This window comes from Streptococcus sp. 959, from assembly GCF_013277075.1.
GTDB classification, from domain to species: Bacteria; Bacillota; Bacilli; order Lactobacillales; family Streptococcaceae; genus Streptococcus; species Streptococcus pseudopneumoniae_C.
In genome coordinates, this window is record NZ_VMMF01000020.1 from 25209 (window position 1) to 37865 (window position 12657).

At 42.8% G+C, this 12657-nt stretch carries 9 protein-coding genes; all 9 read right to left on the minus strand.

Features of this window, described 5'->3' with window-relative positions; all coding sequences use genetic code 11:
• Positions 1 to 3: 3 nt before the first annotated feature.
• On the minus strand, positions 4 to 705 hold the full coding sequence (locus HT717_RS07370; RefSeq protein ID WP_049539043.1) for a hypothetical protein: 702 nt from the start codon (positions 703 to 705) through the stop codon (positions 4 to 6).
• 3 nt (positions 706 to 708) lie between these two features.
• Positions 709 to 1263, minus strand: a complete 555-nt coding sequence (purN, locus tag HT717_RS07375; protein ID WP_049539045.1) for a phosphoribosylglycinamide formyltransferase — start codon at positions 1261 to 1263, stop codon at positions 709 to 711.
• Entirely contained in the window at positions 1263 to 2285 is a 1023-nt protein-coding gene (purM, locus tag HT717_RS07380; protein ID WP_049539047.1) for a phosphoribosylformylglycinamidine cyclo-ligase, read from the minus strand. The genes purN and purM overlap by 1 nt, the downstream gene beginning before the upstream one ends.
• A gap of 212 nt (positions 2286 to 2497) precedes the next feature.
• Positions 2498 to 3940 (minus strand): amidophosphoribosyltransferase, encoded by a 1443-nt coding sequence (purF, locus tag HT717_RS07385; protein ID WP_049539049.1) that lies wholly within the window; start codon positions 3938 to 3940, stop codon positions 2498 to 2500.
• 12 nt (positions 3941 to 3952) lie between these two features.
• Positions 3953 to 7678: a phosphoribosylformylglycinamidine synthase gene (locus HT717_RS07390; protein WP_173304878.1), complete on the minus strand. Its 3726-nt coding sequence runs from the start codon at positions 7676 to 7678 to the stop codon at positions 3953 to 3955.
• Between the two features lie 56 nt (positions 7679 to 7734).
• Complete coding sequence (gene purC, locus HT717_RS07395; protein ID WP_049539052.1) at positions 7735 to 8442, minus strand: phosphoribosylaminoimidazolesuccinocarboxamide synthase; 708 nt, start codon at positions 8440 to 8442, stop codon at positions 7735 to 7737.
• Positions 8443 to 8613: 171 nt separating this feature from the next.
• Positions 8614 to 9963 (minus strand): competence pheromone export protein ComB, encoded by a 1350-nt coding sequence (gene comB / locus HT717_RS07400; protein WP_173304880.1) that lies wholly within the window; start codon positions 9961 to 9963, stop codon positions 8614 to 8616.
• A gap of 12 nt (positions 9964 to 9975) precedes the next feature.
• A complete protein-coding gene (comA, locus tag HT717_RS07405; protein ID WP_173304882.1) occupies positions 9976 to 12129 on the minus strand; it encodes a peptide cleavage/export ABC transporter ComA in 2154 nt (717 codons plus the stop codon).
• A gap of 157 nt (positions 12130 to 12286) precedes the next feature.
• Positions 12287 to 12475, minus strand: a complete 189-nt coding sequence (locus HT717_RS09945; RefSeq protein ID WP_240149511.1) for a hypothetical protein — start codon at positions 12473 to 12475, stop codon at positions 12287 to 12289.
• Positions 12476 to 12657: the final 182 nt, after the last annotated feature.

A 12657-nucleotide genomic window follows, 5' to 3' on the forward strand; every position in this document is an offset into this window, starting at 1 on the left:
TAGTTATCTTTCTTTTTCTAATATCATATACTTTACTTCGTATAAAATGTCCGTTAAATACACTTCTTTCGAAGCCTTTCCAAATAAAGGATACTTAATAATATTTCTAATAAAAGTATCCGCAACTGTAATCAAAAAAACGATAATAAATACTAATAGAATTAATCCGATAAATACGTTTAATGATATGCTATTTTCGCCCGTCTCAAAAAATTGTTTTACAACTAAAGTGATAAAAGCCGTTACCAAAATCATACCAACTGTACCTACAGACTTTACTAAACTTTCATATATCTTAATCTGATTGTCACGTTTCTCTGTCAAATCAACAATTAATAATTTTACAGCATAACTAGCTTTACTTCCATATATATGAATTAAATTACATTTTACTTCTCGACATATCTCTTCAAATTTATTAGGTTTTCCGTCTGAAACTTTATCAAATTTTCGACTGAGATAAATAAAGTATCCCAAAGAAAAGACAGTAAAAATAAGAAAAGCTATTTTAACACATAAATCACCAAAATCCCTCAACCAAAGTACATAACTTATTAACATTAGAGTAATAAATACAATCAAGCTAATTAGAAATTTATTTCTAATTTTTATTACTTTAGGGTAAAATTGTTTTTCATACTCATTAAAAAATTCTTCAAATTCTTTAACTTTATCTAGTAAAGTCTTAACAGCTTTATTATTCAAAATTTACTTCCTCTCCACTCCCAAACTATCCAGCACCTCTGGATACAACTTGTACTCTGCCTCATGAATGCGAGCTTCAAAACTTTCAATCGTATCATCGGCTAAGCGTGGCACACGAACTTGTTTGATGACCTTGCCTGTATCCACTCCGGAATCCACCCAGTGAATGGTCACGCCACTCTCTGCAACACCAGCATTCCAAGCGTCCTCAATCCCATGAGCTCCTGGAAATTCTGGCAGATAGGCTGGATGAATGTTGATAATCCGACCTTCATAAGCTGCTAGTAAGGTGGGGCCGACGATTTTCATATAGCCTGCCAGACAAACCAAGTCAATCTGGTGTTCATCCAAGAGTTCGACGATGGCACCTTCATAGTCTGCCTTGTTCTCAAACTCTTTGAGTTCGAAGGCATAAGATAAAACCCCAAGCTTTTCTGCACGCTCAAGTACATAGGCATCCCGGTGATCTGAAAAGACAAATTTTACTGGAAATTGTTCCGCAATCACCTGAAAGTTTGAACCATTTCCAGAAGCAAAAACAGCAATTTTTTTAGCCATTATTTTATCACCACACTTGCGCCATCTTTCTTCACAATACGACCGATTTCATAGACTGGTTCATCCAACAATTCCTTGATACGAGTTACATTTTCAGGGCTAACTGCCAGTATGAGCCCTACGCCCATATTGAAGATTTCAAACATGTCTTCATGTTTGATTTCACCGTATTTCTCAAGAGCTTTGAAAATAGGAAGCACTGGAACCTTGCTTTCCTCAATCTCTGCAGCCAGGTCATCTGCAAACATACGAGGGACATTTTCGATAAAGCCTCCACCAGTGATGTGTGCAATGCCGTTGACCAACTCTTCCTTGATGAGTGGCAAGACAGCCTTAACATAGATACGAGTCGGCTCAAGAAGAACTTCCTTGAGTTGCTTGCCTTCCAATTCTGGCCAGATTTCCTCACCTGTGTAATCCGCAAAGACACGACGGACGAGTGAGTAACCATTGGAATGAATCCCACTTGAAGCAAGTCCGAGAAGAACATCTCCTTCTGCCACCTTTGAACCGTCAATGATTTGAGATTTTTCAGCCACACCGACCGCAAAACCAGCCAAGTCATAGTCATCTTCGCCGTACATGCCAGGCATTTCAGCCGTTTCCCCACCGATGAGGGCAGCACCTGCCTGCACACATCCTTCTGCCACACCAGCGACAACTTGTTCTAGCTTAGCTGGTTCATTCTTCCCTGTCGCCACATAGTCGAGGAAATAGAGGGGCTCTGCACCTGCAGCGATGATGTCATTAACACACATGGCCACACAGTCTTGACCAATGGTATCGTGCTTGTCGTATTTGATAGCCAACATGAGTTTGGTTCCGACACCATCAGTTCCTGAAATCAAGACAGGTTCTTTAACCCCAGTCTTTGAAAGGTCAAACATACCACCAAAGCCACCAAGAGCTCCCATGACACCTGCACGCTCCGTACGAGTCACGTGCTTTTTGATTCGTTCAACAACTTCATAACCCGCTTCAACATCCACACCCGACTGGGCATAAGCATTTTTATTTGCCATTTTATTTTTCCTTTTCTTTGAAAAGATTGCGATGTATTTTTAGATAAACAATTATTTTATCTAAAAATACTAGTCAGGGCTCTAGCTTTGATCCTATAGGACAAAGCGTCTACTGACAAATGCTTTAGCTTTTAGTCAGTAGTGAGACGTGAAGCATAAGCATTCTTATTTGTCATTTTTATATTCCTTTTCTTTAACGGAAGATCTGTCATCTATTTGTAAAAACTTGTCTTTTCTTCCAAACTTCGACGATAGTCTTCTTCGTAGTCATAGAGAGGTGTCGGGTAGTCACCGTCAAAATAAGCAACACAGAGACCACCATTTGGCGCATCTGTTTCAATCCCAATCGAATCAATCAAACCTTCAACAGAGAGGTAAGTCAGACTGTCCGCACCAATGATTTGGCGCGTTTCTTCGACCGTATGATTAGCCGCAATCAGCTCCTGACGGGTCTGAATATCAATCCCGTAGAAACATGGATAAGCTAGCGCTGGACTACCGATAGCAACGTGAACCTCAGTCGCACCTGCTTCTTTCAAAAGCTGAACGATACGACGAGAGGTTGTTCCACGTACAATAGAGTCATCAATCATAACAACACGCTTGCCTTTGACAACACCCGAAACAGCTGAGAGTTTCATCCGCACCCCTTGCTCCCGCAATTCTTGAGTCGGTTGGATAAAGGTGCGTTGCGTGTATTGATTCTTGATCAGACCCATTTCGTTTGGCAGCCCAGATTCTTCTGCAAATCCCATGGCTGCGCTGAGGGAGGAATTGGGCACACCAACTACGATATCCGCTTCATGCTTGAATTCACGCGCCAATTGGGCACCCATACGTTTACGTGCCGTATGGACATTGACACCATGAATGTTAGAATCAGGGCGAGCAAAGTAGATATACTCCATAGAGCAAATAGCCAGCTGAGTATCATCCGTATAGCTATCATACTGGATGCACTTGTCATCAATTATCACAATCTCACCTGGCTTCAAATCACGAATCCATTCAGCACCAATGACCTCAAAAGCACAGGTTTCAGAGGAAACCACCACCGCTCCGTTGGCCATTTTCCCGATTGAAAGAGGACGAAAACCATTTGGGTCAAGAGCCGCAATCAACTTATCCTCAAACAACAGGATATAGGCAAAACCGCCTTTAACTAGACTGAGCGCCTCCTTGATTTTACCCATCAAGTTCGGATTATGACTTCGACGAATGAGGTGAGCCAAGATTTCCGAGTCTGAAGTCGCACTGAAAATCGCTCCTCTATCTTCCAATTCTTTCTTGAGAGAGGCTGCATTGGTCAGATTTCCATTATGAGCCAAGCCAAACTGCATATCGTGAAAACGGAAGAGGAAGGGCTGGATGTTATCTACAGAAGCTTCGCCAGCAGTCGCGTAACGAACATGCCCAATCGCACCAGTTCCTGTCAATTTATCCAAATTAGCAGGATTTCTGAAGACTTCTGATAAAAGTCCCATGTCACGATGGCGCTTCAATTGTCCCTGATCATTGGAGAGGATTCCTGCCCCCTCCTGACCACGGTGCTGAAGACTATGGAGACCAAAATAGGTCAATTTAGCAGCATCTGGATGCCCCCAGATACCGAAAACACCACATTCTTCATTAAGAGATTTTACTTCGTATGTCATTTTTTATACCTTTTATTTCCCTGTGAAATAACGCACCGCTGACGCAAACAGGTGTTGGTCTTTATTTCCTGGGATGTTTTGGAAAAGACCGTCTTCATAACGTTCTGAGTGTCCCATTTTACCGATGATTTGGCCGTTCTTGCTGGTAATTCCTTCGATGGCATGGACAGAACCATTCGGATTGTACTTAGAATCCATGCTTGGTTTGCCGTCAAAGTCAACGTATTGGCTGAAAATTTGTCCATTGTCACGGAGTTCCGCAAATTCCTCAGCCGTCACAACAAATTTCCCTTCACCGTGCGAAACAGGAATAGCGTGGATATCGCCCACTTGCACTCCAGCTAACCATGGTGAGTTGGTATTGGCAATCCGAGTTTCTACCATCTTGGCCACGTGTTGGTTGGCATCATTGTAGAAGAGGGTTGGGCTCGTACTGCTGGCATCCTCGAAGTTTCCGTATGGAAGAAGACCTGATTTGACCAAGGCCTGGAATCCATTACAGATACCGATAATCAAGCCACCACGAGCGATAAAGCTATCAATGGCTGCACGCACTTTTTCATTAAGAAGGATATTGACAATAAACTTAGCTGATCCATCTGGCTCGTCCGCAGCTGAGAAGCCACCTGCAAAGAAGAGAATGTCGGCCTTGTCGATATTGTCAACCATGGTTTCAACTGACTTGACAATGGCTTCTTCATTCAAGGTCACGAATGGCACCAAGTTAACCTCTGCACCTTCTTTCTCAAAGGCCTTAGCTGAGTCATATTCTGAGTTGGTTCCTGGGAAGACTGGGATATAGACCACAGGTTTTTCAACTTTTTCTTTGGCTTTAATCACAACATCTGATGCCACAGCTGGTACTTCAACCAATTCTTTGGCTTGGGCAAATTCAGTAGGGTAAACTTCTTCCAGTTTCCCTTGGAAAGCACTGTCAAGTTTGTGTCCATCTAGCTTCACACCGTTGACAACGAGTGTAAAGCCTGCGCTTGTTTGTCCAATCTTCTCCACTCCGGCGATTTCTTCAGGAGATGTGAAGACAAATCCGCCTAATTGAGCTGTCAAAGAACTTTCAAGTTCAGACAAGATCACCTCTACACCAATATGGTTCCCAAAAGTAGCAAGAGCCAAACTTTCAACCACACCACCATATTTGACAGCTGATGCAGATGTTACTTTGTGTTCAGCTTGTATAGCTTCAAATTGAGCAAAGTTAGACTTAATCAAGTCAAAATCAATCTCTGCAGCAAGAGCTTGACCTGGGATGTAGTAAATGTTTTCACCAGCAGTTTTGAACTCTGGAGAGAGGACCTTACGGCTATCTGCCGTCGTCACCCCAAAGGCTACCAAGGTTGGCGGTACGGTCAATTCTTCAAAGGTACCAGACATGGAGTCCTTACCACCGATTGATGGCAAACCAAGTTGGATTTGTGCTTCGATAGAGCCTAGAAGGGCGGCTACTGGCTGACCGAAACGCTCTGCTTGTTTATCCATGCGCTCGAAATACTCTTGATAAGAGAAACGAGCCTTAGACCAGTTTGCACCAGCAGCAACCAAACGAGCGCTTGCTTCGATAACCGCATAAGCAGCACCATGGTATGGAGACCATTCTGCTACGTAAGGGTTGAATCCTTGCGCCATAACTGAAGCCGTATGCGTTACACCATGTTGGACTGGCAATTTCTGTACAGAAGCTTCCGTTGGTGTGATTTGGTAACGACCACCGAGTGGGTGATTGACTGTTGAACGACCAACTGAGCTATCAAAGATGGTCTGCAAGCCTTTTTGACTCGCATGGTTGAGATCAGACAGAACCGCAAGGGTATCAGCTTCAAGTGTGTCAGCGCTTGTTGTGCGTTCTTCTGGAAGTTTGACATCCTTGTCCACAACCTTGGCATCAACGACTACGCGCACACCGTTTGTATCAAGGAAACGACGTTCCAAGTCGACAATCGTTTCACCATTCCAGTGCATGACTAGATTTGGTTTCTCAGTCACTTTCGCAACCACAACCGCGTCAATATTTTCTTTATTACATTCTGCAACAAAGGCATCTACGTCTTCAGGACTCACCACAACCGCCATCCGTTCTTGTGATTCAGAGATAGCAATTTCTGTACCATTCAAGCCTTGATATTTAAGAGGCACCTTGTTAAGGTCGATTTCTAGACCGTCTGCCAATTCACCGATGGCTACACAGACACCGCCTGCTCCAAAGTCATTGGACTTCTTGATGAGACGAGTGACATCGCCATTACGGAAAAGTCGTTGAATCTTGCGTTCTTCGATGGCATTTCCTTTTTGAACCTCAGCACCAGCTGTTTCCACAGACTCAACCGTTTGAACTTTAGAAGAACCTGTCGCACCACCGACACCGTCACGTCCAGTCTTACCACCGAGCAAGATAATCACATCACCAGCTTCCGGTTTTTCACGGACAACATTGCCCTTGGGAGCCGCACCAACAACTGCACCTAGCTCCATACGTTTAGCTACAAAACCTGGGTGGAAGTATTCACGAACGTAGGTCGTCGCCAGACCAATCTGGTTCCCATACGAAGAATAACCATGAGCCGCTGTCTTAGAAATGACCTGTTGTGGCAGTTTCCCAGCACGCGTTTCCGAAATCGGTGCGGTAATATCTCCAGCACCTGAGATACGCATAGCTTGATAAACATATGAGCGACCTGACAATGGGTCACGAATAGCACCACCTATACAAGTAGCCGCTCCACCAAATGGCTCAATTTCCGTTGGGTGGTTGTGAGTTTCATTCTTGAACATTAGGAGCCATGGCTCTTTCACACCATCAACATCCACTTCGATTTCTACTGAGCAAGCATTGATTTCGTCTGACACTTCCATATCGTCCAAACGACCATTAGCACGCTCATAACGACCAAAAATAGTCGCCATATCCATCAGGGTTTGTGGCTTTTCAGACCGACCTAGTTCCTCACGCATGGCAATATACTTGTCATAAGTCGCCTGTAATTGTTTTTGGAATTTGGAAGCTGAAAAGTCGATGTGTTTCAACTCTGTCTCGAAAGTCGTGTGACGGCAGTGGTCAGACCAGTAAGTATCCAAAACCTTGAGCTCTGTTTCCGTCGGCACGCGCCCTATTGACTTAAAGTAATCTTGGATAAAGAGCAAATCATCCACTTCCATTGCCATCCCTTGTTCGGCCTTGTAGCGGGCAAAGTCTTCTGCTGTATAGCTTTCAAAGAAAGTCAATTTCGGAATGGTCTTGTCCGACTCTGAAAATTCCTGCTTGGCAATCCCAGTCATGATATCCTTGAAACGAGAATCAACTGGATTGAGCAGGTAGTTCTTGATCGCTTCCAACTCAGTCACATCAATATCTTTATTGACCAAGTAAAGTTGAGCGGTATTAACCGTCACATCACTCGAACTTCCCAGCAAAAGCAAGGCTTCCTGTGAAGAAGCTGCACGCTGGTCAAATTGCCCTGGCAAACTTTCAATGGCAAAGAATGCATAATTGGCAAGGTCTGCCTGCACAGTCGCTTCATCCAAGACATGATCTGTCACCTGCTCAGAGAAGATGTGTTTCTCTGCAGGCGCAAACAAGTCCTCAGCCAAATCAAAGACATCATAAACTTGCACAATGCGAATACTTTTTAAGCTTGAAAGCCCCAAGTTATGCTGGAGTTCTCTAACCAAACTCTCTGACTTGACCTGAAAATCAGCCTTTTTTTCAACAAAAATACGTTTATCCATCAATTCTTATTCCTTTATTTCAGCTCTTGCAATGTTCCCAAATAGCCTTGAGATTGTTATTTCAATTCCTGCAACTTTTCCCAGACAATCTCATAAACATCTGTCAGTTCTCCCAATCCTCTACGGAAAACATCCTTATCCATGTGGTTGCCATCCGCATCCCACAAACGGCAGTTATCTGGTGAAAATTCATCTGCCAAGATAATCTTACCATCCTTGTCAAAACCGAACTCTAGCTTAAAGTCAATCAATTTGAGACCAATCTCAGCAAACCAGACTTTCAAGATTTCATTGATACGACGCGTTTCTTCCTTCAAGTAGGCAATCTGCTGGTCATCCGCAATCTGTAGGAATTTCACATGTTCGTCATTGATAAATGGATCATCCAAATCATCATTTTTGTAGTAAAATTCGACAATCGGAGTATCCAAGACGATACCTTCATCTACGCCAAAACGTTTTGAAAAAGAACCAGCCGTGTAGTTGCGAAGCACGACTTCCAAAGGAATAATCTCAACTTTTTTATTGAGTTGTTCCGTGTCTGAAAGTTTCTCCACAAAGTGAGTCGCCACACCAGCCGCATTTAATTTCTCAAAAATAAAAGATGAAATCTGATTATTCAACACTCCTTTACCCGCAATCTGCTCCTTCTTGACGCCGTTGAAAGCAGTCGCCTGATCCTTGTAAGTTGAAATAATAAGATTTTCATCCTCAGTTGTATAGATATTTTTAGCTTTTCCCGAATAGATCAATTGTTTTGACATTGTAAAGTTCGCCTTTCGTATTACTTGAGCACATTCTACCATAAAAAACCAAAAAATACAAGAATTTAAACGAACGAAAATAAGATGAGTTTCAAAAATCGTAAAGAAAAAACTGCAAGAAGAATCTTTCCCACAGTTTTAAAATCATTTATCTCTAAAAAAACACGAACATTATTCTTTGTTCAAAAATTGATCCAAATAATAACGTAGATAACTTTTCTTGCCTGTAATCATCTGTAGACGACCTTCCACCCCATACCGAAGTTTTTCTGCCTGCTCAGCAGTCAGATTAGTCTCCGCCTCGATTTTAAAGAAATTCCCTTTCTCAGTCTTAGTAGCTGTCGCATCAATACTTGTAATAGTAGAATCTAGGAAAATTTGATTCTTGGCATCATGAGTCGTAGTATAGCGAATAGAATCACCGACCTTGACTCTTGCTACATCTTTTGAACTAAGATAGGCTGTAAGTTTGGCTTTCCCTTCTTTTTCCAAGGACGGATAGAGTTGGGCTAGTAGGGCACCTTCTGCTACCATGGTAGAATCAATGGTCTCAGGATTAAGGTGAAGCACCCCATCCTCACTCGCCATAATTTTCCCCTTGTCTAAAAGATTGCCTTGAACCTTCTTACCTGATTCCACCTCCAAGATTTTCTGGTCTAGAAGGGTCAATTCCTGACCAACCTTAGCCAAGTGTTGTGATTTAAGAGATTCCAATTGACTGCTTAAACCAGACGCATAGGCTTGCTGGGTACCTGAACCTGCATACTGGACACGATAAGTAGCAAGACTGGATTCTAACTGAGAAAGCTGCGCTTCAACCTGCGCAACAGCCTGAGCCTTAACTTGCGGATTTTCCTCCCCCTGAGACTTATAGGACTGGTAAAGAGAGTAGGCTAGATTCTGACTGGCCAAGGAAGCACCTGTTTCAATAGCTGACTTAGCTGTCTGGTAATCGCGAATTTTAGCCTCTGTTTGACTGATGAGATTGCCGATTTCGGCTTGAGTTTGGCTAGCTGCTTCATTCTGGGACGCGATGGTCTCGTTTTGTTGCGATGTACTAGCCCTAAGACTGCCTGCTTGACTGATGTAGTCACGAAAGGTGGCTTGGTAGCCAAACTTATCCTCCTCTGGAAAGTGGTTCTCCCCTTCTTGCAGACTTTTTTGCAAATACTCCAATTGCTTTTTTTGATCCTTGAGCATGTCCAACTGACTAGCATAGGCCTCCTCTTGGACACCCTCTGCCCCTTTCTGGTATTGAACCAGAAGATCCCCCTTCTTAACCAGCTTATTTTCTTCCAAATGATTGACAAGAATACGATTATTGCTAGTTGACTGGATATTTGCAAGGATACGACTAGGTTCGACAGTCGCTCTAGTAGACAAACTCATCTCCTTCTCTGCAAGAGTTGCAAAGCCAAGTAAAAACACGAGCAGAAGCGACATGGGGACAATCACCCGACTGGAAAAATTATGGTAACGACGGTTATAAAACTCCGCACTTTCTAAAAATTCTGGTTTCATCCTCTCCTCTTTCTAGCTATTGACCAAATGGGCGTAAAATCCACCCTGTGCAAGCAAATCAACATGATATCCTTCTTCAACAATCTTGCCCTGATCCAAGACAACAACTTTCTCTGTCCGCTCAGCAATGGTCAAACGGTGGGCGATGAAAATCAAGGTCTTGTCTAAAGCCATGAGATTATCTACAATTCGCTTCTCTGTCAAAATATCCAAACTGCTGGTCGCCTCATCCAAAATCAAGACAGGCGCATCTGTCAAGAGAGCACGCGCCAGAGCAATTCTCTGACGTTGACCACCTGAGATTCCTGCCCCATCCGAAGTCAATTCTGTCTGGTAATTCAGTGGCATGCGCTCAATGTCCTCCCGAATCTCTGCCAACTCTACCGCCCGCAAGATGTCCTCCTGAGTCGTCCCCTCCTTGGCTCCCAAAAGAAGATTCTCCAAAATCGTTCCGTTAAAGACATAAGGTTGTTGAGGCAGATAGTTGATATACTGACGCAGAGCCTTTTTATCAATCTGATTGAGATTGACACCACCCAGACTAATCTCTCCCTGACTTGGGTCGTAAAAATTAACCATCATCTTAGCCAAAGTAGTCTTACCTGACCCTGAAATCCCCACAAACGCTACTTTAGAACCTTGGGAAATCGTCAAATTGATATCCGACAAAACGTCTCGACCATAGCCATACTTGTAGGAAACCTGCTTGAAGGTCATATCTCCCTTCATCAAGCTCAGATCCTCAACTGTTTTCTTCTCCTCAAACTCAGAAGCTACCAGATAGACCTCGTTAAGACGGTTATTGGCAACCTGCGCTGTCTGAAGCTTGGTTTGCAGATTGATGATATTTTCCAAAGGATTGGTAAAGTAAACAAGCAAGGTATTATAGGTAATCAACTGCCCCAAACTCATCTTACCATCCATGACCAGAACAGCCCCCATCCAGAGAATGCCGACATTGAGCAAGAGATGGGCAACTTTTTTCAGAGCCTTTTGCTGACTTTCTGCCCGACTATAGGTAAAGGATTTTTTCAGATAATCCACAAATTCCTTGTCAATCTTTTGGTAACGCTGACTTTCACTGGTCAAGGACTTAATAGTCTCAATACCGTTGATATCCTCGATGATAGAGGAAGACAGAACCGCATTAGCTTCCATGGTATCCCGATTCATCTTTTCAAACGGCTTCATAAAGGCAAAGATAATCACTGTATAGATAGGCAACGCCAATAAAGTCATGAAAAAGAGATTGGTATTTTGTGAAAATAAAACAAGGGAAATAATGACAACCGTTGACACATCTAGGAAAATCGAAAGAATGGTCGAAGCCAGCGCATCGATGATACTGTTAGCATCTGTGAAACGAGACACGATCTCCCCTGTCCTACGTGTCGCAAAAAAGGACATAGGTAGGTGAAAAACATGCTTGATATAGGACAAAATTACGTCAATCGACAAGCGTTGCCCCAAAACAAGCAAGAGGTACTCCTGAGCGTAAGACAAGACCTGCTGGAGAATATAGACGATAACCAACCCAATAGAAATAATCCCCAGCGTCGAACGCATCTGATCTGGCACATAGGTATCAATGATAGACTGCAAATAATAAGAACCCACAATGTTAATCAAGGTTACCAAGAGGGTTGCCAAAACGATATTGGCAATCAAGCCACGCTGCTTCACTAATATAGGGATAAAAGAGAGCAGACCATTCTTTTGATCCTTATGAGGCTTGTAGTCTGGACTAGGTGCCATAAACAGAGTCACTCCTGTCCATTCTTCCGCAAAACGCTCACGTGGCAGTTTAGTCAATTTCACCCCAGGATCTGGGTCGGCAATATAAATGCTGTTCTTGTCCTGCCCAGTCACCACATAGTAGTGGAGCAATTTCCCTTCCTTAAGCACATGAGCAACAAAAGGAAAAGTCAAATCTGGCAAGTCAAAAAGTGTCATATCCGCCTTAATTGCTCGCGTCTCAAAACCAATCTCCTCTGCCACCTTGACCAAGCCCAAGGCCGTAGTCCCATCCATAGTCGTCTTAGCCAATTCTCGCAAGTGAGCCAAAGAATAATAGCTACCATAGTAGCCAAAAACCATGGCTAATGAGGCTACACCGCAGTCCATCTGATCCACCTGCGGACGATAGTGACGTTTCCCAAATTTCATATTCATCTCCTTTTCCTAAACTCATCTGATAACAACTATCTTACCCCAAACACCAAACAAAAACTGGACTTCCTTCCCAAATGCGCCTATCTACCTCCCAACTGCACTTTTAGGATAAAAAAATAGGCAGAACAAATGTCCTGCCTAAAATATATATTTATTCCTTTTTCTTCCTAACTCTTTTGTCAATCATATATAAAACGATAATCGAAAACAGCGGTGGTACAATATAACTCTTTTCACTCATTGTCAGCTGAAATCCCAGAGTTGCTAGTATCTTAAAGATGAAAATATTCATCAAAAATAGAAAAACAAATACTAAAAAATATTTTAAAACCTTCTTCATTTCTTTTCTTCAACTCTCCTAATTTCTACACCTATTTTATCAAAAATATATGTAAAACTCCAAATAAACACCTCAACTGCACTTTTAGAAAAAAATAGGCAGAACAAACGTCCTACCTACTAAAAATATGCTATTGAAAGGAAAATGATTTTTTTCTGACACCCTAGGCAAGCTTGGGACAA